Source organism: Mesorhizobium sp. Pch-S, from assembly GCF_004136315.1.
Taxonomy (GTDB): domain Bacteria; phylum Pseudomonadota; class Alphaproteobacteria; order Rhizobiales; family Rhizobiaceae; genus Mesorhizobium.
This window is the reverse complement of sequence record NZ_CP029562.1, coordinates 5892197-5918896: the sequence shown is the minus strand read 5'-3', so window position 1 is coordinate 5918896 and position 26700 is coordinate 5892197. Positions and strand designations below refer to the sequence as shown.

Sequence of the window (26700 nt, the reverse complement as noted above, 5' to 3'; positions counted from 1 at the left end):
GTTGGTCCCCGATGCCGTTGCTGTTCGTCCCCAAATCATCCGGCCGTGTTTTGTCCCCCCAGCACCCCGGCGGATGGCAGCGATGGGGTTCTGGATCGTCCTGAGTTTCCCGAGATCGTCGCCAATGGCTGGACGTTGAATTCGGGGGCGAGTTCAGGAAAGGAAAGAACCGGCAATTCGATGCCGTTCTGCACCAGAAGCGCGCGCATGTGACGGCGCACGTCGGCGGCCGTCACGATCACCGGCGAGACGCTGGCGGCAGCGCGTGACAGATGGCGTTCGATCTCGGCCGCCAGCCCCTGAACACCAGCATCCGCCGTGTTGAGGAAAGCTCCGGTCGATGTCTTCTGCACCGCATCGCGCAAGAGATCTTCTGCCGAACGCTGCAGCACGTAGGCGGAGATGATGTTGTTGCGGTCGGCAACGCGAAAGCTGATCTGTCGCCTCAGCGCCGTTCGAACATGCTCGGTGAGCGGGACGACATCCTGTTCGTGCTGGCCTGCCTCGACCAGCGCTTCCAGCACCAGGCGCAGATTGCGGATAGGCACGTTTTCGGCCACCAGCCGCCTGAGCACGTCGGCGATCTTCTGCAGTGGTACGATCTCGGCGGTCTGCCGTACCAGGTCGGCATAGTCCGTCTCCATCTCGGAGAGCAGCTTGCGTGTTTCCTGGATGCCGACGAAATGGCCGCAATAGAGCTGGAGTGCATGCGCGGTCCATTTGGAAGCGATATCAAGCGGCTCCGAATAGGGCAGTTGTGCCTCTTCCAGCGCCGGAACGCCGTCCCGGTCGACCCAGGAGAATTTGCGTTGCCCGACTAGGGCGGCACCGTCCTCATAGGTGAGGCTGAGCAGTTCCAGATGGCTTGCCTCCGTTTCGACCAGCACCCGGTCGGCCGGGATTTCGGCTTCCAGGATCGGCACACCTTCGAGGTCGATGCGGATGTTGCGCGGGGAAATCGTCTCGCTGACGTCAACTCCGATGGCTGGAATCTCGACGCCGAGATCCTCGAAGATCTTTCGACCCATCGCCTCCGTCCGTTGCCGAAATTGCGGCTCGGCCACTTCGGTGGCGAGTGCCTTGCCAAGTCTGACGATGATGCGGCTGGAGCCGAGCAACGGCCTCGCACCACCATCGAGCGCGAGTACGCCTTCAGGTTCTTGTACAGTTGTTGCGGGTAAGGTCTCCGCCGGCTCGTCTTCGCGGCGGGCATTGCGATGGATCATGAAGGCACCGGCGCCGAAGGCGATGCCGAGTGCAACGAAGACAAGGCTGGGGAAACCTGGCACCAGCGCCAGCCCCATCATGATCAGCGCGGCAAGGCCGAGCGCACGTGGATCGCGCAGCAACTGGAAGCTGATCTGCCTGCCGAGATCCTCCGTACCATCGGCACCGCCGACACGCGTCACCATCGTGCCGGCCGCGATGGCGACGAGCAGGGCAGGGATCTGCGCCACCAACCCATCGCCAACCGTGAGAAGGGAGTAGGTGGATGCGGCTTGCCCGATCGACATGCCGTGCTGCAACGTACCGACGGTGAAGCCGCCGATGAGGTTCACCAGGATGATGACGATGCCCGCGATGACATCGCCCTTGACGAATTTCATGGCGCCGTCCATCGCGCCAAAGAGTTGACTTTCCCGTTCCAGTTGCCGGCGCAGATGCCTGGCTTCAGCCTGGTCGATATCGCCGTTCCGGAGTTCCGCGTCGATGCTCATCTGCTTGCCGGGCAGGGCGTCCAGTGTGAAGCGGGCGGCCACTTCCGCGACACGCTCGGCGCCACGCGCGATGACGATGAACTGCGCCACGGTGATGATGAGAAACACCACCAGCCCCACCGCGATGCTGCCGCCAACGACGAAATTGCCAAAGGCGGTGATGATTTCGCCTGCATCGGCCTGCAACAGGATCAGGCGGGTTGTCGTGATGGTGATTGCCAGCCGAAACAGCGTGGCGATCAGGATGACGGAGGGCATCGAAGAGAATTCGAGCGGATGCGAAACGTAGAACGCGACCAGCAGGATCAGCACGCTGAGCGCGATGTTTGCGGTGATCAACGCGTCGACCAGGAAAGTCGGCAGCGGGATCAACATCATCACCACAGCGACCAGAATCAGCACTGCAATGACCAGGTCACCGCGCTGGGATGCTTTGCCGAGCAAGTATAGCAGCCGTTGCGAAAGGGTCATTGCACCTGCCTTTTCGCCAGGAAGCGCTGGAACGCCTCACGCGCTTCCGGCTTGCGTCCCGCGACAAGCAAGGCGCGGCTTTTCAGGAGGTGAAGGGTGGGATGTTGCATTCCTTCCAGTGTCTCCAGCCTGGCGATTGTGGCGAGCGCCTTGTCCGCTTCTCCATCCAGGATGAGCAGGTGTGCCAATGTTCTCAGTACGCCGGGGTCTTCAGGGGAAAGCTGTGCTGCAATCAACAGATAGACTGCCCCCCGCCTGGCCTGGCCGTGACATCCATAGAGATGGCCAAGGACATGCAGCAGATGTGCAGCCTCGCGTGGCCCGGTCAGGTTCCAGTCCCTCCTTGCAGACGTCCCAGCAACTCCCGGTGACGCTCGATCTCGTCTTGCATCAGCGTTCTCGCAAGCGCTCTCAGCGGCTCACCGCCCTCCAGATCGGGAACGACCTCCGTGATGAAATGGTGCAGAATGGGCACCGAACGCCGCAGGATCGCCGGTTCGGGGATTTCCGGCATGACGAACTCCGCGAGGATCTCGTCGAGCGATTTGCCCGTGGTGCTCGCAGATGGCCCGCCCAAGGTTTCCGCTTCCAGTCCATCGGTGCCGGAAGCGGAGTTTGCGCCCTTTGTTTTGGTCCGGTTGACGCCATTCAGGCGCCGGCGTTCGATCGGTTGAGGGTGGGAAGCGTTCGCATGCCCATCCCTGCCGATCGAATCTGGCCGTGCGTCGAAACGTGGCCCGTCGACGCGGCGGTTCACTGGTATTTCAGCGCGACCGTGGCGCCGCCCTTTGTCAGCACGAGCGCGGTCTGTCCAATCTCCTTGATGGTCCAGCCGTCATTCGTGAAAGCGCCCTCATGGTAGCGTGTGCCGTCGCCGGCGATCACATAGGGGCGCTCACCATACCAGATCGCCTGCAGGGTGAGACGTGGTGGCTGCGCGGCATCGCCGACCACGATGTTCGACACCAGGGGTACCTGTCCGTATTTCTGGTCGAACCATGTGCGGACTTCGGTCCAGGTGCTGGATTGTGCATTGGGTATCGTGCCGGAAACGACCAGACGTTCGGCCGAACGTCCGACTGAAACGGTGCCCAGTCCCGATTGCCCGAGCCGCTCGATCAATGCCGTTTGTGCGGCAGCCAGATGTTCGGCGTCGGCGCCCGGAATGCTTCCCGTTACCTCGCCGTCGGCGAGCGCAAGCTTGGCAGCCTTGTCATCGGTCTTCGCGATGGACAGGCCGTTGGCGGCAACGGAAATGGCAAAAACCGCAGCGATGAAAACGCCACCGGCAAGCAACGGACGCTGGGAGAGCGTCCAGCGGCTTTTAACCGGTTCAGCTCCCGTGAGTCGCAACCGTGCATCGCCCAACGAAATGCCGAGTGGCAGCCGGCGCCGGCAGCCCTGGCCCTTGCGGATGGTTTCGCCACCGTCGAGTTCCAGGTCCCCGCCGATCGCTTCGATTTCAACCAGGTTACCCTTTCGGTGAAGCCTGGCGTGGAGTGAGGCGATGCCGGGATCCCTGAGGACGATATCCGAACCGCTGTCCGAACCGATCACATAAGATGGTTCGGTCAACTCAAGGCTGGCACCACTATGAAAGCCGCCGGTCACTGCCAGCGTCGTGGGTTTGTAAGGGGTCAGGCTTGTGGCTTTGCTCGCGAGGGCACGCAACGCAAGCCTGCCCGCGCCACCTTCAAGCTTTTGGGTCGAGTGAGCGCTCATGCCTTTCAACCTCCCGCCAAAACGATTTCAAACGCCTGTCGGTCCAAAGTTCATACACCGAGATGCGGCTCGCCGCCGGTAACCTCCGGCGGCGCAGAATGACTGATAAACCCTGCGCCTCAGGCTTTTTCGGCCGACTGGCCGAGCGTCCTGGCGGTGCTCATCAACATATCGTGCTGAGATTTCGCGATCTCTTTGTTGATCTCCAGGCCGAACATCCGCTCCTGGTGCTTGATCATCTTGTCCAGGTTCTGCTCCGGACTTCCGCCGTTGACGGGAGGGGTAGTGGTCATGACTGTCTCCTTGAGGAACCATTCCACGCAATCGTGACAGCCCGGCGTAATGGACTCCCTTTAGATTGCTGTTCGAACTTAGTGCAGCGCTGCAGAAATGAAAAGTCCATTTGGAATATCGAAAACATGAAAATTCCAACTGTTGCATTGTCTGCAAGCAGCAGGTAAATTTGAACCGGGCAAATTGGGGTTAGGAAATGGAAAAAGGTCCTTTGTCGGAACTGCTCGTGGAGCGATTCGAAACGATGCCGCCGCAGCTGCAGGTCGCGGCGCGTTTCGTGCTCGACCATCCTCAGGACGTCGCCTTGATGTCCATGCGCGAGCAGGCCAACCAGGCGGGCGTGTCGCACAGCACTATGATGCGGCTGGCGCGCTGGCTTGGCCTCGATGGCTATGAGGATATGCGCAGCCTATACGCGCGTGCTTTGCGCGAGCGCGGTGTGGGCGAGGTGGGGCGATCCGGCTCATCGCCGCAGCAGGATCCGGACTATCCCGCAGCCGGAATCGCGGCGGACACGCTCGCCGCTCAGATTGCCAGCCTCGGCGAATATGGCAGCGCCATGCAGTTTCTGGCGGCAGCCAAGCTGATCGCCGGGTCAAAGACCATTTTCGGTCTGGGATTCGGAAGCTCTCGCTCGGTCGTCAGCCATTTCGTGCAGACGGTTTCACCTCTTCTTGATGAAGGCCGCAAGGCCATGTTCGTGGCCGATTCGCATGGCGCCGGTGCCGAAGCACTGCTGGATGCCGGTGCTGGCGATGTCGTGCTTGCGGTCGGCTTCGCACCCTACGAGCGCGCCACGATTGATTTCGCCCGTCAGTGCGCAAGCCAGGGTGCGGCAATCCTTGCAATCACCGACAGCAGCGTCTCGCCTTTGGCGCGCATGGCTCGCGAGACCATCGTGGTGACGTCGAACTCGAGTTCGTTCTTTCCAAGCATGGTGCCGGCATTTGCCGCGGTTGAAATCCTGGTCGCTTTGGCTGCGCCGCTCGGCGATGTCGATGCCGCCGAAAAACTCAAACAGTCGCAAGAGCAGCTCGCTGCCTTCGGCGTCTATTGGAAGGCCGCTCGCTAGCACCCTTTCGGGATGCCTATCGGACGACCTTCGGCCAGCCCCTTGGGGCGGAGCACATTGCGGAGGTCGTTCACGTGGTTCGTCCGATATTGCCGAAGCTGAACCCCACGCCCAGGGTCGACCCTAAAGCCAATGCTGCGCAAATCGCGCAACTGGAAGCCCAGGCCGCCCAGCTCAGGGAACAGATCCGGCTTGCCAACAAGATGGGTGAGCGCGAGTGGGCAGCGACGGCGCGCCAGGAGCTTACCCAGGTCACCGGCAAGCTTGACGCTCTCCAGCAGCCCGCTGCGACGCCCGTCAATGCAAGCGCTGGAACGCCGGCCAATGGCACGGGCGTTCAGCCGGCGCTCTACACTCAACCAACGACCCTGGCCTTTGCTCCGGTCAAGCTGAATACCGGCACGCCCGAAAAGGACCCCGCTGCGGACAAGACGGCCCACAGCATCATCGATGACGTGAAGAAGGGCAAAAGCATAGAAAAGATCGCCTCGGAACGAGGGATGACAAACGAACAGGTGCTCGCGGCGATCAGGGCGGGCAACAACCTGGAAGTCACCGTCACCGATCCGACGAGCAACAACGGCGATGTCCGGACGACGGTTATCAAGGACACCAGCGACCCTAAAAACCAGAAGACCGTCACGCTCTACTATGACTATCAGCATGACACCTATTATGCGGCCGTGCAGGACGGGTCAGCTGCTCCCACCGAAACGCCTCTTCGAGATGGCCTCGGACGCAAGCAGACCAGCAGCCACGATTCCGAAACGGGAGCCATCACCACCCGCTACGAGGACGATCTTGGCTCGGGCACCACAACCGAGCGGACCTCGATGCCGAACGGGGCGTCGGTTGAAACGGTGACGCCGAAGGGCGGACCGGCGCTACCGGTCACCACCGTGACCGGACCGGACGGGAAGAAAACCGTGCTTGCGCCGACCCAGGATCCGGGCGGGGCAACGACGAAGGGCATTCAGGATGATCTTGCCGCTGGCAAGAGCATCGACCAGATCGCCAAGGAGCGGGGCCTGACCAAAGAGCAGGTGATCGCTGAGCTGCAGGGAGCCGGTTACCAGGTCAAGACCGGGGATCCGAAGAGTGACAATGGCGACGTGCAGTCAGTCGAATTGGTCGATCCGCATTCCGGCGACAAAACGTCCTATTATTACGACTACCAGCACGACACACGCACGGTAGTCACCACGAAGGGCGATACCGAAACCACGGCGTCTGTGGACGGCAACGGCAAGACGACGAACACCACCCGCAACACCAAGACGGGCGAAGCCACCACGACCATCGTCGATCCGAAGGCTGGCACCGAGATCAAGATCGTTACCGACAAGGATGGTCGCGTTACCAAGACGACCACCGAAAAGATCAATGATGGCAAACCAATAGATTACGAAGTTAAACCTGGGGACAACCTCACTCTCATCGCACAGCAGCACGGCGTGACGCTGGATGAGCTGAGGAAGACCAATCCGGAGCTTTTCGACAATCCTCGCGATCCGAACCTCATTCATCCCGGCGAAAAGGTCAGGATCGAGAACGGAACCCGGACGACCGTCGAGGTCACGGCGAACGGCTATACGCTGACGACCAAGCCCGATGGCAGCGTGACCTTGCACAACAACACCACCGGCGCGAACCTGGATATCAAGGTTGGTACTGCACAGGAAGCGCTGGCCACGTTGCTTGTGTCGATCAATCCCAAGAGCAAGGATCCGGAGACAGCCAAGGCAGATACGGTTCTGAAAACCACCCTGGAAGGCATCCTCGGCGGAGCAAGCCCGGATCTGCTCAAGGACGTCACGAACAAGCAACAGGCGGTAAAGGACGCTATCGCGACATACGGCGGAGGAAAGCCCGCAACGCCGCAGCTCGACGGCTCCACCACGACGGTTGGCCCGTTCGGTGCGCCACCGAAAGAATCCACCAAATCCGGCGGCAATTGGGTGCCGCTCATGGTCGACGGCAGCTGGCAATGGTTCGATCCGGAAGTGGCCAAGGCGATCGCCGCGGAGAATGCAGCTGTTGCACGCCTTGGTGAGGCCCAGGCCAAGCCCGTGCAAAGCCAGGCACAGTTGGACGTCTACGCCCTCGACCCGGCTTACAAGGGAGCGATGACCGCCGCCAAGTCGACACTCGACAAGGCTTTGGCGCCTTACGGCCTGGAATGGAAAGCACCGACCCCGAAAGGCACGCTTGCCGAGGCGCAGGAGCGACTGACCCTCGCCAACGACGCGCTTGAAAAGGCCACGACGGCCAGGGTCGAATACGCGCAAGGCGAGAAGGATCTTCTTGCGGCGATTGGCAAGCAGTCGACTCTGCCGGCCATCAGCGATCCGAGCAAGCCAGCGGCCGGCCAGTCGGGCGGGCCGAGCAACATGGAGATCAATCTAGACGCCAAAGCCAAGCACTCGGAAGTCTCCAACCTTTTCATACAGTCAAGCCTGCATACCGCCAACGGCAACAAGGCAACTGTCGACCAGATGGTCAGCGCGACCGAACTGGAGCTGAAACTGACAGATGCCAAACCGGAAAGCCCGGAGCATAAGGCGCTAACGGACCGACTCGAAGGTTTGAAAACGCTGCAAAAGGCGGCAGGTAACCAGGTCGCACTGGCTGAAGCCTATGCAGAATACGGCGTTGCGCAAAAGGATGCCATGGATCTGGCCGTTCGCGTCGAGCCGATCAAGCAGCAGATCATCGCGCAAGCCAGGCAGAGGAATCCGCATCATTTCGACGAGAATGGGTACACCAACGGTGAAGGTGACTACACCGGCAAGCTCCTGAAACAGGAATTCATCGAGGAAAATGGCCAGCTCTATATGGTCAACACCTACGAGAACGACAATTTCCTGGATGAGAACAACAACGACACCAATGTTCTGAAGGTTCAGCTCACTTACGATCTCAACAACAAGGACATCAGGGACGACTTCCGAAATAACTCCCTGAACAAGCAGTGGCAGGACGTGATGTCGTCGACCCGGAGCACGCCGACCTCCGCGCCGGTTTGCACACCGGGGGGCACGGGTTCGATATCGGCGTTGGAAGCCGCCAAATCCAAGATCATCGGCACACAGGTCGGGCAGCTCGATGCCGGGTTGAAAGATGCGAAAACCAAACTCATCAACGCAGATACGGCTCTCGAAAAAGCAATCACCGACCACGGTGGTGGTACCATCGAGGCCCCCGCGGGCACACTGAAGCCAGGCGAGCAGCCGGTAAAGATCACGGTCAACGGCCGTGACGTTTGGGTCGCGCCGGAGGTTGCCGCTGCCTATGGAAAGCAGGGCCCGAGTGCGATCGGCGACAGTGGCAAGGCAGTCCAGATCGAGATGAATGGCCAAAAGCTGTGGGTCCATCCGGAGGTCGCCGCCGCTGAAATCGATCGCGGCAGAGCCGAGGATGAAAAGAACCAGCTGGAGAAATGGGAGACTGAGGCACGACCCGCCATGGTGGCGGCACGCGACTGGTACAGCTTCTCAGCCGGCCACCCTAAGCTTCTCGACGACAGCGGCATGGGGGAGCGTGAATCGAAACTCAAGAACGAATATTTCCAGGAGCATAGAGACAAGGCACTCGCCGGATATCAGGTCCAGTTCGAGAACCTCTACGACAAGGGTTTCACCGGCGAATACAAGCAATACAAAGGCGGCGAGCTGACGGATGCCGTTGCCAAGACGCTCGGCCTCGATCCTTCGAGCGAGGGGGTCGAAAACGTTACCGATGAAATTCGTGACCGTGCCGGCGACAACGCCCAGGTGAAGGTCGTGCCGATCTTCTCGCTGGATGGCGGCATGGAGTCCATGACAGCGCTGTTTGCCATCAAGGATGGCGGCGGCAAGGAGGTAGGCTACGTCGACAGTTCCGGAAAATACTACGGCAGCTTCGACGAATTCCAGCACGAGAACCGCATCTTCAGCGACAAGGGGAAGCTGGTGATGGCAAAGGGCGGTGACATGTCGCTCGGCGCCGACGGAAAATTCACGCTCGACGAGCTGGAGGTTGCCGACGGGCGCAAAGTGGACTTCTGGGACAAGGCCACCGACATAGGCCTGGGCATCGTGGCAGGCGCCGCGACCATCGTGTCCTTCATTCCTGGCGGGCAGTGGGCAATTCCGATCGCAATCGCTTCCGGCGCGGCCCTTGGCGGCAAGACCTTGTACAAGGAAGGCGAACACCTGCTGCAGGGTGGCGAGTTCGACAGCCAGTCTGCCTGGAATATCGCGACAGGCGTCGTTTCATTCCTGCCGGTCGGTGCGGGTTCATTGCGAACAATCGGCCTGGCAAAGTCGGGCGCATCCTTGTCCACGTTCCAGGCTTTCAAGGGTGGCTTCGGCATGACGCGCATGGCCGACGCCAGCTGGGGCATCGGCAAGTTCAAGGTAAATGTATCCCAGTCATCCTACGCCGGCGAGGTTAGCAGCGTCATGCAGAGCGGCGGCAGGCTCAACACTGCCGCCTGGGGGCTCGATGCAGCCGGCCTTGCCACCGGCGTACCGATCCTGATGCGGTCTGCTGAAGACCTGGCGCTGCACGGTGGCGAAATGTCGTTTGCAGAACTCGCCAATGCCATCATGGGCATAGGGACGGGTGCCGTCGGTACAGGCCTCGGTGGCCGCGGGCTGGTGCACAACATGCCGGGAGCACCCGGCCCCCGTGGCGGTGACGGCCCCTCGTCCAACGATGGACCACCAACCGATACTCCGCCTCCGCCGCCCGCGGGCGAGGCAGGCTCCGAGCCGCGGCCGCGCCACGTCTATGAGGCGGGTGCGGATGGAGTTTACCGGCCGACAGGTCGATATGTCATGCCGAGCCCGGATGAAATCGTCATCCAGGGCGAGGTGGTCGGTGAAGAACCCGGCGGATCGGGGACCAATTTCGGCACTCGAAATGGTCCGGAAGGTACCAATCCGACGGGCCAGCGCGCTCTGCCGGCTGGCACAGGACATGGACCGGAGCAAACACCGCCGACTGGCGGCAAGGGAGATCCGTCGGGCAATGGGGAGCCTCCTGTCGCGACGTCAACGCGAGCTGGCGGCAACCCCATCAAGGTGAATGTTGGCAGACCGGGCGACAGCGACCCCATCATCGTGCCGGACATGCCGGTTGTGGCCGACGATCCCGTACGTCTCGTCTGGGATCCGACGACGCGCACCTTCAGCGGCATGCCGGAAAGGGACAACAGCGGCTACACCTACACCAGCGGTAAGGACGAGCGCACCCCTTCGGCTTATCTGGATGGCCTGACCAACGAGCAGTTGCTGCAGCGCTACGAAACCGAGAAGAGCTACTATTCGAGCCGTGAAATGGCGGAACGCTACGGGCCGGATGGTGTCCAGTTGGCACGCACGCCACTGCGCGAGAGCCTGCCGGACTTTCGGGTCGGGGTGACATTCCGGGTGCGCCTCAACACCGGGCAGGCCTTCGACATAGGCTCACCCACCATAGCGGCAGTTGGTTTCGGGATTGGTACAAAGACCGATTTCGGCGCCATCGGATGGTCGATCGTCGACAGTTTCAGCCAGCGCAGCGTCACGCCGTTCAAGGATGCGTTGAGCACGCAGGGCGTCGTTTCCTATCGCGCTCGTGAATACAGGAACATCACCGCGCTTCAGGCAGGGGTCTGGCCGGTTTCCGAGCAAACGGCTCTGCCGGTCCGCGCCAGCGATCTGTCCGGCAAGGCGAGCGAAGGCATCTTCAACGACAAGGCCGGCTATGATGCTAGGCCGCTCGATGCCACCATCGCTGGCAAGACACCGGACGGGGTCGGCACTGTCATCGAGATGACCTATTCCCCTTCGCTCAAGGGAACAGCGGTTACGCTCGTACCGGGTCAGCATGATTTCTTTGGTGTGCCTGCCGAAAACAAGGCCGGCCACGTCAGATTGGAGGGCGCGCTGCCGTTCGATCGCGTCATGACCGAGACCAAGGCTGGCCTGCGGCTGCCCATCGTCGCAAATCATGTAGACGCGGTAGACGCACTTCCACGCGTGGGCGTGGAGATGCGCCCGGAGCTGCCTGTCAAGGACACGCTCAAGCCAGGCGATGTCGTCTCCAAGCAGACCTACGACCAGATCCAGTCCGGTCTCGGCTCGACTGTGCTGAAGGTCCAGTTCGTGGTCAAGGATCCTGTGAAAGCCGCGGATCTCGTTATCGCCATTGGGGAGGGGAACGGCATCCAGTCGATCCGCGACCTGGTCAAGGCCGGCCAGATAGACCCTGCCAACACCGTTTCATATGCCGACGAACCGACGACCAGCGGGTTGCGGCTCTCGGCTGTTCCGGGCAAGACGCCAAGCGCAGACATCGTCCTTCTGACCGGAGAGAAAGTGCGCGTCCTCAACCCGGAGGCGCTGCTTGTCGATATCATCTTCAACGACCGCAACGGATTGCCGGGAGTGCTCGGCACGAATCCCGACAAGATCGCGACGTCGCTGACCTACAAGGTGAAGTCGACGGTCAAGTCGTGGCTGCCGGCCCGCTTCCAGCCGGAAGGCACACCGCAGCCGCGCTACATGCCGGGCGCCGGCAATATCTACAAGAACCTCTATGGGGCGGATGGCACGCCGGCGACGCGATACACCGCCTCGCTTTCGACACCGCCATTGCCTGCGGGAGCGTTCGCATACAGCGCTGAAGTCAGGGTCCAGTTCAAGTCGAAGGCACCCAGCGCCGCCCGCTCCATCGCGAAGAACGAAACCGCCCAGGTAACGTTCAAGACTGCCGACGGGCAAAGCGCAGATCTGTCCGTTCCGGCCTGGATCGCGCGCGCCGTCGAGCCTTCGCGCGATGGTGCCGCCACCGGCATTCCGAAGGGTGCAAAGAAATCCCTCGAGCAGTTTCTCGACAAGCTGGAAACGACGGCGCGGCCCGATCAACTGGCGGCTATAGCGCAGTTCCGCAGCGAGTTCGGTGCCTCGATCGTTGATGGCGGCTTCATGCGCCAGAACGTCGCCGACGGCCTCATGACACTGCTCTCTTCACAAGTGGGACGCCGCAACAGCGGGCCGATGCAGATCAGGGACGAGAACGGCCAGTTTATCACGGCAACCCGTTTTGGGCCGCTGCCGAAGAGTGCCGAGAGCGTCTATGTGCCACCGCCGGATGGTCCGCAGGCGCGCGGCGACGAACCCGGCCTGATGCACAAGTCGCATATCTTCTTCCGCGATCCGGAAACCGGCGAAGCTTATGTCCTGCCCTGGACGCGTGGCGCTTCGGAGGAGCATGTTCCGGGTAGCCTGGGAAAGCCGGACGACGGGGCTGGCCCCGTCGGTGGGAAGGGAACGGAGACAGCGCCTGTCAGGAAAGCACTGGAGGCAGCGCCGCCGACCACCTTTTCGTTGCAGCAGATCCGCAACATGCGGCAGCCTGAGAAGTGGAAGGCTGGTGAGGTCTATACCCGCGAGCTCAATGGTTCGCTGGGCGAAGTGCATTTCCCTGTTGCCGCCAATCCAAACGGACCGCACCCCGTTACCGGTGAAGGTGGCCGCTACGTAGACGCGCCTGTCTTCAAGAGCCAAGGCGAGATCGAGGCGATCGAAGTCAAAACGTATCATCGCTGGATCACCACCGACGGTGTGGCGCAGGCGCGCGAAGTACCCTTGACGCCAAAGTTGCAGGAGCAGGTCAATAAGGACGTGGCCCTGCGCAACGAGAATCCAGGTTATCAGCCGCGCTGGGTCTTCCTTGACGCGCCTCCATCCGCGGAACTCCAAGGCGCGTTGGATCAAGCCGGAATCGTCGGTAACATCTTCGGTCACAACAAGCCGACGGCCGTAAAGGCGTCTCGAACCATCGAACTCAGGGACAAGGACGGGAAGGCTATTGTCGCTGCCATGCTGGGGACCGAACCCAGAGGCCCGGAACAGGTCTACATACCGCCGGTCGACGGGCCTCGTCTGGCTGCGGATGCTCCTGAAACCGCAACCAAGACGCATATCCTGGTTCGCGACCCCGACAGTGGCGCACCTGTTGTCGTGCCCTGGATCCGCGGTGCGTCGGAAGATCCCATGCTGGGTGGCGCTCAGCCACCGGCGGCCCCAGGTCCAAGGCCGAGACAAGGCACAGGCACTGGACTGCCATGGGGAACGCCTTCTGCAAAACCGTTGAGCGGGACGGAAATCGCGGCAAATCGCCAGGAAGCGCTGACCCTGCTGGGCGAGGTGCTGCCTCAGAATATCGGCATGAAGGAAGTCACCAGGGCCGGTCTCGCCGACCAGATTTCTCGATCGCCAACGCTGATGTCTCTTTTGCGCGGCGCTCAGGCGGAAGGTGTGCGCATCGTCAATCCGGCTCGGAGCGATCTTCGGATCGTCGATGCACACTCCGGTGACGACGTGACTGCGATCGGATCGCAGTACAGGGACGATGTGCGCCTGATCTCTGTGGACGCAGAAACCTTCCGTGCACCCGATGCGGACGGCGACACGGTACTCGCTGATTTCGTCGATATGCTCGCCCACGAATTGTCGCATGTAAGCGATGTTCCGATCGATCTGCGGCCCGAGAATTTTGCGAACGGGCAGGCTTTCAGAGACGCGGCCGTCGACGCCTACATGCGCCCCGAGGGCAAGGCGATGTTCGCCCAGTACACCGTCGCCGACGAGCTTGCGGTGAATGGCGGCAAGCCGGCTTCCTTCCTGAGCGATCAACAGAACGAGATTGCAGCTGATGCCTTTGCCAGCTACGTGGCGAATGAGATCAGCGTCGGACAAGCCGTCGACAAGATGGCCGCGCTGCACAGAGCAAAGTCCCCAAGCACGTCCGACGGCACCTACGAACAGTTCTATGGTCGCTATGCCGATACGACATACCAGCAATACCAGGCGGCACATGGCCTGGAAGGGCTTGCCCCGGGAGCACGGGTACTTGTTGTTGGTTATGACGGCCCCGTGCTGCGCAACACCAGCGATCTCAACATAACGTCGCTGTCTCCACATGGCCGCGGCATTTCTGCACTCCGGAGCGGCAAGGCATTTGACCGCATTGTCGTAGGCACTGATGTGCTTCCGCAAGGAGGCAGTGCGGATCAGACAATGATCCCGCTAAAAGTCCTGTCTGATCGGCTGAAACCCGGTGGCCAGGTTCATCTTATGGGTGTTGGGGACCAAAATGTACTGAATGAGGCCGTGGCGGGGGTTCCGGGTTTGACGGTAACCCGTGCCGCCGACGAGACTGGCTCCTATTTCCGTTTGACGAAAGACGGGACTGGACAGACAGGGCAGGTCCCGCTTCACGCTGGGCGGCCGTATGCCCCTGCGCCTGCCAACAAGGGGCAGCCGGCTTCGAGCAATGGACCGCTCACCCGAGATGGCGTGCGGGCGGTTCCACTCGACCAGGTCCGGAATCTCGACATGGGAGATTTCCAGCCAGCACAGATTCCCTGGCTGAAGCGTGAGCAGGTGGCCGAGTTCACCGAACAGCAGTTCCACGACATGGACCAGGCCGGATTGCTGCCGTATCTGACCAAAAGCCAGTTGCGAGGGATTCCGAAGTCGAAGACCGGTTTCCTGAACATCGCGGGTCTCGATGCGAAACAGATCCCATGGGTAACCAAAGGTCAGGTCGGCAACATGACCGGCCAGCAGTTCGTGGATTTAGGCATCGCCGGCCTTACGCGTCACCTGATCGAGCCACAGGTACAGGCGATAAAGGGAGACAAGATCGAATTTGTGGACGTCTCGACCTTGGAAGGCCGGCAGATTCCGTGGTTCAAGCCAGGCCAGGTGGCGAAATTCACGTCACCGCAATTCGAGAGTCTGGGCAAAACCGGATTGTTCAAGAATCTCGGTGAGCGCCAGGTTCCGGCGATTCCCGAGACCATGATCAGCTCGCTGGACATGGCAAAGTTCGATCCGAAACAGGTGCCGTGGCTCACCGGCAGGCAGATCCCGGCACTGACCCGCGAACAGTGGGGCGATTTCACCATTCACCACACCGAAGCACTGACACAACCGCACATCGAGGCGGTGACGCCGAAGCAGTTCGAGGAAATGAGCCCCGGCCAGTTCCGCAAGTTCACGCTCGAGCAGTTCGAGTGGATGGGCGTCGACCAAACCAACGGGCTCTCGGTCCTGCAGTTGACCACATTCCGGGCGACCCACAGGAAGTCGATGACACCGGATCAGCGCGTCCTTGTCGACGGTGCCTTGGCCTACGCCCGGACCAGGGAATACCAGGCGGCGCTCGATACGTTCGGCGCCATGGCCGGCACGTCCTACACATTGTGGAGCACGCTGCCGCCGACTTGGAGCGCAACGGCAGGAGCCGTCTCGTTCGGGGTACGCGGTCTTGTTTTCGGAGCGCAGGCCATATTCCCCAACGCGACCGCGGCCCACAAGCCGTTCGGGCGGTTCCTCAACGCGCTGGGAGGAGCTACATTCATCGCCGCGGCGCCGGGCGCCGCGACAGGCGTGGTTCAAGGCAAGGACCTTATCGTCAACAGCACTTTCACGCTCGGCAACATGGTCTACGGCACCAAGTCGATGCTGCAATCCTTCACCGGCCGCCCGGTGATCAGGAATCTGGCCGAATATCTGGCTGGTCCGGGATATGTGCTGGGCTGTGCCGTCTATACGGTGAACTCCTGGCCGGCGCCGATCGCTACAGTAGCGGGGGCGATGTTCACCTTTGGCTGTGCCGAGTTCTGGGCGTCGGCGATCCGGACGGATCGTGTCAACAGTCGTTCCGTGCCGCGCACCGAGGCCGACATCGCAGCAGCGGAAAAGTCCGACAAGAAGTGGGCCGCCTGGGACCGGTGGACCCTGGGCATCACCTTCGGCGTCGGCATGCTGCTCTTCTCGCTGGATGCTCTGCTGAGCGAACCGTGGAAGGCAGCCAAACCCGCACCGGTGCCGGATCCGAAAGACACGGACGACAAAACCGGAACCGACGGCACTCAACCCGATGAAGGCACGGACAAGCCTGATCCGGGGGAGAAAGAACCGCCGGAAACCTTCCCGCAGCTTGTCGTTCTTGCCGATGACGGCCTGAACCTGCGCACGGAGCCGGGCAGTGGCGCCACCGTCGTCACGGTGCTGCAGCCCGGCACCTTCGTCGAGCAGACGGCGAAGCCGTCGACCGATGGTTCAGGAAAGGCATGGCTTCCCGTCAAGGGTTACGGGCCTGATGGCAAGATGCATTCCGGCTGGGTTTCGGCGGATCTCGTAACAGCCCACAAAGATGGTGCCAGCAACGGCGATGGGCGCATCAATCCCAAACTTGAGCAGGGTGGTTACCGCTGGGTCGAAGTGAAAAACGGCGACAGCATCCGGCTCATTGCCACGACAAACTCCGCGGATGTGGCCGATACCGTGGTGCTCAACATGGATCACATCGTGAGCCCGGATGTGATCTTCGCCGGCGATCGAATCTATCTGCCGACCGTTGCAGTTGGTTGACTGTGATCGTCCGTCATTGGGTCCGCGCTCTGCTGGCGCGGACCGAATAGGAGTGTGCCGTGCATGCCGCCAGTTGCGCTGCCTGCTCGGCCAGCGGGTTGGACGGCTCCGACGAATAGGACGCGGTGAACTCCAGGTCGGACGGATGCCAGTCGCAGTCGGCGATGCGCAAGGTCCCGGCCATTGTATGCTCCACAACGACATCGCGCGGCAGTGAGGCGATGCCTATTCCCGTCATTGCCATCTTCAGCGCCGCAGCGATCGAATTGGCCGGGAATATGCGCGGCATTTCCTCAAGATCGCGGCTGAACTTGCGGTAGAGCTCGGTATAGGGACGCGTGGTGCGAGCATAGCTGATGACCGGAAAACGCGTCAGCTCCTGCAAGGTCAATTTCCGGCCCTTCGGCAATTCCAAGTCAGGAGCGCAGACCCAGACGAGCGGGAAGGGCGGCATGTCGATGTTCTCGATCGCATATTCCGAGACAGGCCCCATCAGGAAGGCCAGGTCGATGCGGTGGGTCATCAATTCGCTGCGTAAAGTTGCTGATGAATCGACGAGAATATCGGCGTCTACCAGCGGACAATGCGTCTGCAGTTGCTTGAGAAAGTCCGGCAGCCAGGTGTGGACGATGGTTTCAGAGACGCCGAGCCGCAAGACACCTGCGGTTTCCGACAGAGACTTTGCCGTGAGCTGCAACCGCTCCGCCACCTTGAGCACGCTCTGGGCAGAGGGCAGCAGCTGTTGACCCTGCGCAGTCAGTCGCACGGTACTGGCCTGGCGCTCGAAAAGCTTTGCCCCGAGCGCTTCCTCAAGACTGGCGATACGGGTGGAGACGGCGGGCTGGGTGGTGTTCAGCCGCTCGGCGGCTTTGCGGAAAGAGCCGAAGGCCGCGACCAGAAGAAATGTCTCTAATTGTTTGATATTGAATGGGATCATTGTGATCTTTAAACGTTCTTTGCTGCTGAAAAGTGCTTTGTCGCGATCTTAATGCCTCACGATAACGTTCGCCCCGATTTGCACGCGCGCATAGAGATCGATGACATCTTCGTTGGTCAGGCGGATGCACCCCGAGGAGTTGGCCTTGCCGACCGTCCAGGGTTGGTTCGTACCATGGATACGGTAGAGCGTGTTGCCGATGTAGAGCGCTCTTGCACCGAGAGGATTGTTCGGCCCGCCGGCGACGTGAAGCGGTAGCGACTTCCCGTCCGCTGCGACGCGTCTGCGCATCTCCTGCGGTGGGCGCCAGTCCGGCCATTCTTTCTTGTCAGAGATCTTGTCGCGGCCCGCCCATTCAAAGCCCTCCTTGCCCACCCCGATGGCATAACGCAGGGCCTTTCCATTGCCGAGCACATAAAAAAGCCGCCGCTCGCCTGTGCTGACAATGATCGTTCCGGTGGGCTGCGCATCGCGGAAGCTCACGACCTGCCTGGGAATAGGCGACCAGGACGGGGGCGGTCCCTCGCTCTCGACAGGTTGATCGGTATCACCCGCTGCGGAAGGTGGGATCACTGCGTTGGTAGCTTCGTCATATGCCCAACTGCGCGGATCATAACCGGAATTGGTCTGAGCGCCTGCGGAGATGACCGTTAAGATCAGGCTCACAAGAAACAGCGGCAAGCGCAACCGCATCGTCATCGCCACATCCCCTCTGCTCGCGATCACCATCCCGTGATCCTCGATTGGAGCGCAACATATCTTTTTCAAGAGCGCGCGCAACATTTGGAACTGATTTTACAATCGCAATCCAATTGGACTTCCCATTTCAACATGTGCGCGATAGAGTGAATCGGCGGGTGAATGTTGCGTGGGCGGGATCGGCGAAAGCCGGCTTTTCTCGGTAGGATCAATGTTGACGGGACTTGCTTCCTGCACTTCGGATCGACTGTCTTCTCTCGCCGCCACCTCCTCGAGACTGGCTGGTGTCGTCGGCCTTTTCATATTCGGTTTCTCCACGTTTGCCGTGCAGGCGGCCGAGCCGCGTTGGCCGGATGGCCCCTACAAATACATCACCGTCGACCAGTCGGTGCGCGATGCGCTGATCGAACTGGGACGCAACATGGGCGTGACCGTGAGGGTCAGCGATCAGGTTAAGGGACGTTTGAGCGGTACCATGCCAGCTGGCACCGCGAAGACATTTCTCGATGAACTCTGCAGCCGCTACGGACTTGTCTGGCACTTTGACGGTCTCGTCCTCAACGTGGCGACCGAGGCGGAAGTTCACAACGAGACCATCCCGCTCGATGCAAACGCCGCGGCCGGAGCAGAAGAAAAGCTGAACAGGCTTGGTGTCATCGATCCTCGCTTCTCGCTCAAGGTCTCGCAACAGGACGACGTGGTTCAGGTGGCCGGTCCGCCATCCTACATCGACCTCGTCAGGAAGACGCTCGGCGTCTCCGCGAAACAAAGCGCACAAAAAGCTGTTTCGGTTCGGGTTTTCCGGGGCAGGCAGGCGGAAGCCCAGATCCTTCCCGCCGAGAAACCGAAACAAGGGCAGGAGGCACGCTGATGCAAGTTGCACCGATTGGAGCGCTCGAGGTCGCACTGTCGAACATGTCCAGCGGCATGGCGCTGCAGCAACAGGTAGCCGTCGGTTCGGCAACACAGCCAGGCAACGGCATGAACGCAGCCGATCCGAAGTCACAGGTCCTGAAGGCGAAGAAACCGGAGCAGGGTGGGATCGCGACCGGTGCCGGCCAGCAGGTGGCACAGGATGCGCCGCAGACTGCGGCGTCGACCAAGGCGCAGCGACAGACCCTCGAACCTGTCGAAGCGACCAGCGAACATCAACTCTTCGAATATCTGACCCAGATCGAAAAATCAGGAGGCGGGCAGGTTTCAGATACATCGGCGCTGCTGGGTTCGGCAGTGAAGTCGTTGGAAGGGACGATGCAAAAAGTGCAGGCCGCCCTCAATAAAGCCGGCGTTCAGCCAGACGCCAGGCCGAATGGCGCATATGGCGGGACAGGAACTGCGGAAGGCGAAGAAGCTGTTTCGCCGGCGCAGAATGCGGAACAGCTTCTCGATCGTTCAATCTCGGTCATGTGGGCTGCTGCCAACCTTGAAGTGGTAACCAGCAGCGTAACTGCCGTCACGTCATCGACGAGCACCCTCATCAAGCAGCAATAGGCACTGGCCGTGGTGGGGAAGTCGATGACATTGCTTTTGCGCGCGCTTACGCCGCTCCGTTTCCGAAAATGGCTGTGCGCGGTTCTGGCCGTATCGGTCATGCTCGTTCTGCAGGCCTGTTCTGTCGAGCTCTATTCCGGTCTCAACCAGCCGCAGGCGAATGAGATCGTCGCCACCCTGATCCGTCACGGCATTCCCGCTCAGCGCGAGGCCGCCAAAGACGGAAAAATGACAGTCTTCGTCGACAAGGACCGTTTTGCCGAGGCGATGGCGATCCTCGACGAAAGCGGTTTGCCCAAGCAGGAGTTCCAGACGCTTGGCGATGTTTTCAAGCGCAGCGGCATCGTCTCGTCGCCGGCCGAAGAGCGGGCGACGATGATCTATGGTCTGAGCCAGGAGCTGTCGCGCACGATATCCGAAATCGACGGCGTGCTGTCGGCGCGGGTGCATCTGGTGCTGCCCGAAAACGACCCGCTGAAACAGGGGCTGGTACCGTCGTCGGCATCGGTCTTCATCCGCCACCGTGCTTCCGTTCCGATGAACGAACTGATCCCGCAGGTGAAGATGCTCGTGGCCAAGGGGGTTGCAGGACTGACCTATGACAATGTGTCGGTGACGCTTGTGCCGGTGGCGGCGACTGTGGAACCGCCGACAGGCGAGGTTGGTTTTACTTCGTTTCTGGGACTTTGGCTCCACCCCGACAGCGTCGCAACGGCACAGTGGCTTTTCTATGGAATGATCGCCATCATCGCGGCTCTTGCGGGGTGGCTGGCCTACATACGCTGGTATCGGCGCCCCAGCGTCTATGCACTCGATGTGCCGGCGGTGCCGGCCAAGAAGGCATGACGCAGTTGGCCGGGCGTGAGGAAGCCGTCAGTCCGGACTGGCAGGAATTCTGGTCGAATCCTGCCGGCTACGCCGATGCCGGGTGGCTCTCCGATTGTTTCGATGGCCAGATCGGCTTCGAGGCTTGCGAGCGAATGCTGGAAACGCCACGCTTGCAGCCGCGGCTTTCGAAACTCCTGGCCGAGCGTCATGGATTGGCGGCTCGGGGGCTCGCCCGACTGCCCGAACAGGTTGATCAACAGATCGCTCTCTTGTCGGGCGACGAGCTCGAACGATTGGCCTTGCGCGCCGGTGCCATCTATTGGGCAAACAGCCTTGCCGCAATCATCGACGGGCGTCAGGCCAGTGCCATCCAGGCCGCTCTTGGTCCCGAGCTTTGCGCTTCTGCCGTTGCGAACCGGGATATTTCCGGTCCGGCCAAGTCGCTGGAACCGCTGGACGGTTTGAGCGGCAGGATATTTGCCGACGGTTTGAGTTGCCTCGAGTCATGGCTGCAGGACGTGCCGCCACAGCTGGCCAGCCGGGTCCGCTTGAAACTTGCAAACGGTCTGCCGGGTTTGGGCGATGCCAGGCAGGTTGCGGAGCTTGGTGCTCGTATCCTGCGTCGTGCCGTGGAGTAGCCGGATGTCGAGCGCCGACGTTACACGGACAACACTGGCCCGGCCGCGTGCACGCATACTGCGTGCAGACGAAGTAACCGCCTGGCAGGATGGCTATGCGTTCCTCGAACAGGCCAAGGTAGAAGCGCAGAAACTGAACGATGCCGCCAAGCGGGCCTACGCCACCGAATACGCGCAAGGGTACAAGGACGGCAGAAGCGAGGGCGAAACCGCCGCCGCCCGTCTGGTTGTCGACACATCCGCCAAGGTCGACAGATACCTGGGCGGCCTCGAGGCAGAGGTTGCAGGCCTGGCGCTGGACGTCGTGCGCCGCGTGCTCGGACAATTCGATGTCGGCACACTGGTTGCCAGGGCTGCACGGCAAGCGATTTCTGAAATCCGCCGCGCCAAATATCTGAGATTTCGGGTGCACCCGCAAAATGTCAGCCGGATGCGCGACGAACTGAGTGCCATCCTGGCGGACAGCGATCTTGGCATGGCGCTGGAAATCGATGCCGACGACACGTTGGCGCCCGCTGCATGCATTCTTTCAACAGATATGGCCGTGATCGACGCGGGTATCGAAGCGCAGCTCGAAGCAATAGCCGCTGCGATAGCCTCCCGATCACAGGAGGCTTCGTGACCGGAGAGCGTGCAGCCATCGAAAACCGCCTGGCTTCGATCATGCCAGGTTTGCGCTCCGGGCTGAGCGAAGACGCGAGCCGACCGAAGAAGGGGCGCGTCCAGCGTGTCGTTGGCACCGTCATTCACGCCAGCGTCGAGGAAGCCAGGATTGGCGAGATCTGTGAGCTGGTGGACAGAAGAACCGGCAGAACCATGAAAGCGGAGGTGGTCGGGCTTCTGGAAGAAGCCGCCATTCTCGTACCGCTCGGCGATCTTACCGGCTTGTCAGGCTTGACTGAGGTCGTGCCCACCAGGCGCGACCAACAGGTGCCGGTGGGACCGGGCTTGCTGGGCAGGATTATCGACGCGTTCGGCGAACCGCTGGACGGAAACCTCTTTCACTGGATGGTGCGTATCCCATTCACGCCTATCCGCCATCGCCGCTGCAGCGCGGGCTGATATCGGAGCCGATCCAGCTCGGCATTCGCGCCATCGACGGGATGCTGACCTGCGCAAGGGGGCAGCGCGTCGGTATCTTTGGCGAGCCGGGTGTCGGCAAATCGCTCCTCCTGTCCAACATCGTTACCGCGACCGATGCCGACGTGACGGTGGTCGCCCTCGTCGGCGAGCGTGGGCGAGAGGTTCGCGAATTCGTCGAACGACAGCTCGGAACAGACGGCCTGGCCCGTTCGGTCGTTGTGGTGGCGACTTCCGATCGCCCAGCCATCGAGCGCGTCAAGGCAGCCTATGTCGCCACCACAATCGCCGAATACTTCCGCGACCAAGGCAAGCATGTACTGCTCGCCATGGACAACATAACCCGTTTTGCACGCGCACAGCGCGAGATCGGATTGGCGTCGGGCGAGCCGCCGACGCGCCGTGGCTTTCCATCGTCGCTGTTTGCTGCCCTGCCGCGCCTGCTGGAGCGGTCTGGCCCTGGGGAAATCGGCTCGATTACCGGTCTCTACAGTGTTCTCCTGGAAGGCGATGGAACTTTCGATCCCGTCGCCGAGGAAGTGCAGGCACTGCTGGATGGTCATATATTCCTGTCCAGCGAACTGGCGCAGCGAAATCACTTTCCTGCCGTCGACGTGCTGCGCAGCCGCAGCCGCCTGATGGAGACGGTCGCGCCCAGCCAGCACCGGGCGGACGCCGCGCGGCTCAGGCAGCTTATGGCGCGATACGCCGACATCGAGCTGCTGATACGGGTCGGTGAATACAAGGCTGGCGGTGACCCGTTGGCCGACGAGGCCATGAGCAAGATCGATGCCATCAACGCCTTCCTGCAGCAGGCATCGGTACAAAGCGAAAGCATGGAAGGGACCCGCCAGCGCATGAGGAAGATCGTCGATGAAAAATGATCGGATGATCGCCCAGTTGCGAAAACTCAGGCAGCGGCGCGAGGACCATGCGCGCGAGGTCGTTGCGGCGCATCAGACCAAGGTCGGCGAAGCGAGACACAATGTCGAGGCAGCGTCGCGGATGCTCGCGGAACATCTGCGGCGCGCCATCGATGAACAGAACGCAGCGGTTTCCGGCCTGACCAGCCGGGTCGTGAAAGCCACCGAGCTTCATATGGCGCAGAGCCGCTACGAGGCATCCCTCACCAGAGCTGGGCAAATCCAGGCCCAGGGCGAGGCTGCGGTGCTTGTCCAGCAACAGCGTGAAGTCGAACTGGCTGAAGCGCAGCATCGGCACGTGCAAAGCCGAAAGGCTCTGTTGAAGTTGGAGACGTTGGCGGAACAGGTCGAAAAGCGAACGGCGCCGCGCCGTGCTGCCACGGCAGAACTCCTCGATGATGATGAGGGACGGATTCCGCATGCTCCGCATGAACGATGATGTTCGATGATCGAGCGGGGGACAGTTCGATGCCTCGAGCCCTGACGTCGGCGAAGGTCGCAACAGGGCGTAAACCTGCCCGCCGAACTCCGAAGCGTGCCGCGGCTTTCGATCGGCTTGAGCTGGAAACAGTTCCGGAGGACCAGCTTGCAGCCGTCAACGCTTTTTACAAACACCGCCGCGCCATCGACGTCACGCTGGCCGGACAGCCGGCGAAGATCGCGACAGCGTGGCCGGTTGCACCGGCCGACGGACAGTCATCATGCAAGCTGGGTCTGAAGATCGGAGATCATTTCGCCGAGCTGGTTATGCCGCTCGCGCTCGCAGAGCAGCTGCTGGCCACAGTGGACGGGACAGCAAGGCTGGAGAACCTTTTGCCTCGCCACGCGGCTCTCCTTCTGGAAACGGCCGCTGCCGATGAACTCGACGCGCTCGAAGCCAGGCTGCAGGCGACAATAGAATTCACGACGGTGGAACAGTCGGCGTCGTCACCCGAAGCACCGCCATTCGGCTTCATTCTGTCCTTTGGCGACCAATCGATGAAGTGCGCATTGCGACTGAATGACGGTGCGCTGCTTTCAAGGCTGGGCCATCTCCTGGACGAAGCAGGCAGCGGTGTCCCGCAGTTCCCGGCCACGTTGCCTTTGCCGGTTCGCCTGTGGTGCGATGTTCTCGCCACCAGCCTGGGCGAGCTGAGAGGGCTGAAGGCCGGAGATGTCGTGTTGTTCGCCGAACAGGCGACGACAGTGCTCGTTATCGGCGACCGGCTGATCGCACCTGCCAGCACAAGCGCGTCGGGGGCGGTGCTGTCCGCCGCACCGGCCCTTATTACCGGATCGAAATGGGAGTGGATGATGGGTCAGGATACCGGGGCAGCAGGCCATGCGCTGGACGATGCGACGCTCGAAGATCTGCCGGTTGCACTGGCTTTCGAGGTCGGGCGCAAGGCGATGCCGCTTGGTGACGTCAGAAAGCTGAGCGCCGGCGCCATCGTCCAGCTGGATCGAGCCGGCCAGGCCGTGGACATCGTCGCCAATGGCAAGCGCGTCGGGCAGGGTGAAATGGTCAGGATCGGCGAAAGCCTTGGCGTGCGGATCACCCGCATGTTCGACAATGCTTGACGCCTCTCCCAATCTCCTTGGCATTCTGATCGCGGTCGGCTTTGTCGGGCTGCTGCCGCTTGCCGTGGTCACCATGACCGGGTTCCTCAAGATCTCGGTGGTTCTGTTTCTCATCCGCAACGCTCTTGGCGTGCAGCAGATGCCGCCAAACCTCGTGCTTTATGGCATTGCGCTGGTTTTGACGGTCTATGTCACCACGCCGCTGATCAGCGAGATGGGAACAAGACTGCAGGAAGGGCAGGTGCAGTTCCAGACCACGGACGATCTTGCCCGCGCTGCGCAGATCGTGAAGCAGCCGCTGCAGCAGCACCTGATCAAGTTTACGCACCCGCGCGAGCGCCAGTTCTTTCTTGACGGAACCACCCGCCTGTGGCCCGAGCAGGCGCGCCAGAACGTCAAGGATGATGATCTTTCCATTCTCGTTCCCGCCTTCGTTGCTTCCGAGCTCACGCGTGCCTTCGAGATCGGATTCCTGCTCTATATTCCCTTCCTGATCATCGACATCGTTGTTGCGAACATCCTGATGACGCTCGGCATGATCATGGTTTCGCCGGTACTGATCTCGATCCCGCTGAAACTTCTGCTTTTCGTCGCCATAGACGGCTGGTCGCGCCTGATGCACGGCCTCATCCTCAGTTACAGCTGAAGCGGGCAGCAGCGATGAACAGCGATTTCATCCTCGCGAAAGTGCAGAATGCGCTGATAACGATTTTGCTCGCCTCCAGTCCGGCCATCATCGCGGCCTTGGCGGTCGGGCTTCTGGTGGGACTTGCCCAGGCTTTGACCCAGATCCAGGATCAGTCTCTGCCTCAGACGATCAAGCTGGTCGTGATCCTTGTGGTCATCATCATTGTCGGCCCGCTGATCGCCCAGCAGATCGCCGAACAGGCTTCGGCGGTCTTCGACGAATTTCCGTCGGCGACCCGCTGAGTTTCCGCCATGCCGGTCGAGCCGCTCTTCGCATCGCTCAGGGACCTGCAGCTCTACCTTCTTGCTGGAGCCTTCGTGCTGGCGCGCCTGGGTGGCTTCATGCTGATGATGCCGCTTTTCTCGCGCGTTCCACTGTCGGGGCTGTTGCGCAACGGTGTCGCGTTGGCATTGGCGGTGCCGATCCTGCCCATGCTCATGCATACGCTGGCGGGACAACAGATCGGCGGCGCGATGATCGTGATCTACATCCTGAAGGAACTCCTGGTCGGCATCGCGCTGGGTTTGGCGATGGGCGTTCCCTTCTGGGCAGCGGAAGCCGCAGGCGATATCCTCGACCTGCAGCGCGGTTCATCCATGGGAACCCTGATCGACCCGATGATGACGCACGAAACCAGCGCCACCGGCACGTTGCTTGCCATCGTCATGATCGCTGTCTACCTCGCAGCAGGTGGGTTGGAATTGTCTTTGAATGCCGTCTACGACAGCTACGGGCTTTGGCCTGTGGAACGACTGATGCCGGTGTTCAGCAGAGATGCCGCCGGAATCTTCCTCGAACTGCTGAATCAGCTGCTGAAGATGGCGCTGACCCTGGTTTTCCCGTTGATCGTCAGCATGCTGCTGTCCGACATAGTGCTGGCATTTGTGGCGCGCGCCTCACCGCATTTCAATGTCTTCAGCCTGTCGTTGATCGTGAAGACACTCGTGTTCAGTTTTGTCTTCGTTCTCTACGCAGCATTTCTTCTGTCCTACATGAGCCGCGATCTGGGCTTCCTGCACGAAGCCATACGCCAGATCAAATTGCTCAGCTGCGCGGATTGCTCATGAGAAATAGATTTGCCGGCTAATAAACTCAATTTATTGTCAGGAGAAAATTCTGGTGATTTGACAGCGATACCGCCAACTCTGATTTTAGCACCTCCTGA

General features: G+C 61.1%; 19 protein-coding genes and 1 pseudogene. 13 read left to right on the top strand and 7 right to left on the bottom strand.

Translation table 11 applies throughout. The features are described from left to right. Positions 1-35: 35 nt before the first annotated feature. From sctV to C1M53_RS31825, 5 genes are all read right to left on the bottom strand, one after another. Positions 36-2189 carry a type III secretion system export apparatus subunit SctV gene (gene sctV / locus C1M53_RS27965; protein WP_129415342.1) on the bottom strand — a complete coding sequence of 718 codons (2154 nt, stop codon included), beginning with the start codon at positions 2187-2189 and terminating at the stop codon, positions 36-38. Further along, positions 2186-2425: a hypothetical protein gene (locus C1M53_RS27960; RefSeq protein ID WP_245488323.1), complete on the bottom strand. Its 240-nt coding sequence runs from the start codon at positions 2423-2425 to the stop codon at positions 2186-2188. The genes sctV and C1M53_RS27960 overlap by 4 nt, the downstream gene beginning before the upstream one ends. Positions 2426-2514: 89 nt before the next feature. Beyond that, positions 2515-2946: a hypothetical protein gene (locus C1M53_RS31950; RefSeq protein WP_186307012.1), complete on the bottom strand. Its 432-nt coding sequence runs from the start codon at positions 2944-2946 to the stop codon at positions 2515-2517. Beyond that, a complete protein-coding gene (locus tag C1M53_RS27950; RefSeq protein ID WP_129415340.1) occupies positions 2943-3911 on the bottom strand; it encodes an EscD/YscD/HrpQ family type III secretion system periplasmic domain-containing protein in 969 nt (322 codons plus the stop codon). Before C1M53_RS27950 ends, C1M53_RS31950 begins: the two co-directional genes overlap by 4 nt. Positions 3912-4030: 119 nt before the next feature. Next, the gene (locus C1M53_RS31825) at positions 4031-4204 is read right to left on the bottom strand and encodes a hypothetical protein (RefSeq protein ID WP_165358259.1); all 174 of its coding nucleotides are present in this window, start codon (positions 4202-4204) and stop codon (positions 4031-4033) included. Positions 4205-4431: 227 nt separating this feature from the next. Here C1M53_RS31825 and C1M53_RS27945 point away from each other — a divergent pair, with 227 nt between their 5' ends. Together C1M53_RS27945 and C1M53_RS27940 are read left to right on the top strand one after the other, a co-directional pair. Further along, entirely contained in the window at positions 4432-5277 is an 846-nt protein-coding gene (locus tag C1M53_RS27945) for a MurR/RpiR family transcriptional regulator (RefSeq protein ID WP_245488322.1), read from the top strand. 74 nt (positions 5278-5351) lie between these two features. Further along, positions 5352-16691, top strand: a complete 11340-nt coding sequence (locus tag C1M53_RS27940; protein ID WP_129415338.1) for a LysM peptidoglycan-binding domain-containing protein — start codon at positions 5352-5354, stop codon at positions 16689-16691. 13 nt (positions 16692-16704) lie between these two features. On the opposite strand, the gene C1M53_RS27935 is transcribed toward C1M53_RS27940, so the two are convergent. After that, positions 16705-17628, bottom strand: a complete 924-nt coding sequence (locus C1M53_RS27935; protein WP_129415337.1) for a LysR family transcriptional regulator — start codon at positions 17626-17628, stop codon at positions 16705-16707. Positions 17629-17676: 48 nt separating this feature from the next. Continuing rightward, positions 17677-18357: a L,D-transpeptidase gene (locus C1M53_RS27930; RefSeq protein WP_245488320.1), complete on the bottom strand. Its 681-nt coding sequence runs from the start codon at positions 18355-18357 to the stop codon at positions 17677-17679. A gap of 181 nt (positions 18358-18538) precedes the next feature. Here C1M53_RS27930 and C1M53_RS27925 point away from each other — a divergent pair, with 181 nt between their 5' ends. From C1M53_RS27925 to sctT, 11 genes and pseudogenes are all read left to right on the top strand, one after another. Beyond that, complete coding sequence (locus C1M53_RS27925) at positions 18539-19198, top strand: type III secretion protein (RefSeq protein WP_245488319.1); 660 nt, start codon at positions 18539-18541, stop codon at positions 19196-19198. A 110-nt stretch (positions 19199-19308) separates the two neighbouring features. Continuing rightward, on the top strand, positions 19309-19818 hold the full coding sequence (locus C1M53_RS27920; RefSeq protein ID WP_129415336.1) for a hypothetical protein: 510 nt from the start codon (positions 19309-19311) through the stop codon (positions 19816-19818). 24 nt (positions 19819-19842) lie between these two features. Continuing rightward, entirely contained in the window at positions 19843-20664 is an 822-nt protein-coding gene (gene sctJ, locus C1M53_RS27915) for a type III secretion inner membrane ring lipoprotein SctJ (RefSeq protein ID WP_129415335.1), read from the top strand. Then, entirely contained in the window at positions 20661-21284 is a 624-nt protein-coding gene (locus C1M53_RS27910; protein WP_129415334.1) for a SctK family type III secretion system sorting platform protein, read from the top strand. Before sctJ ends, C1M53_RS27910 begins: the two co-directional genes overlap by 4 nt. Before the next feature lie 4 nt (positions 21285-21288). Beyond that, positions 21289-21906: a type III secretion system stator protein SctL gene (gene sctL, locus C1M53_RS27905; RefSeq protein WP_129415333.1), complete on the top strand. Its 618-nt coding sequence runs from the start codon at positions 21289-21291 to the stop codon at positions 21904-21906. A gap of 41 nt (positions 21907-21947) precedes the next feature. Beyond that, positions 21948-23248 (top strand): annotated as a pseudogene (locus C1M53_RS27900) (FliI/YscN family ATPase). Next, complete coding sequence (locus C1M53_RS27895) at positions 23238-23726, top strand: hypothetical protein (RefSeq protein ID WP_129415332.1); 489 nt, start codon at positions 23238-23240, stop codon at positions 23724-23726. The pseudogene C1M53_RS27900 and the gene C1M53_RS27895 overlap by 11 nt, the downstream one beginning before the upstream one ends. A 29-nt stretch (positions 23727-23755) precedes the next feature. Further along, a complete protein-coding gene (gene sctQ, locus C1M53_RS27890; RefSeq protein WP_165358258.1) occupies positions 23756-24847 on the top strand; it encodes a type III secretion system cytoplasmic ring protein SctQ in 1092 nt (363 codons plus the stop codon). Next, complete coding sequence (gene sctR, locus C1M53_RS27885; RefSeq protein ID WP_129415330.1) at positions 24840-25493, top strand: type III secretion system export apparatus subunit SctR; 654 nt, start codon at positions 24840-24842, stop codon at positions 25491-25493. Before sctQ ends, sctR begins: the two co-directional genes overlap by 8 nt. A gap of 14 nt (positions 25494-25507) precedes the next feature. Continuing rightward, positions 25508-25777: a flagellar biosynthetic protein FliQ gene (locus C1M53_RS27880; protein WP_054309953.1), complete on the top strand. Its 270-nt coding sequence runs from the start codon at positions 25508-25510 to the stop codon at positions 25775-25777. Between the two features lie 9 nt (positions 25778-25786). Beyond that, positions 25787-26602: a type III secretion system export apparatus subunit SctT gene (gene sctT / locus C1M53_RS27875; protein ID WP_129415329.1), complete on the top strand. Its 816-nt coding sequence runs from the start codon at positions 25787-25789 to the stop codon at positions 26600-26602. Positions 26603-26700: the final 98 nt, after the last annotated feature.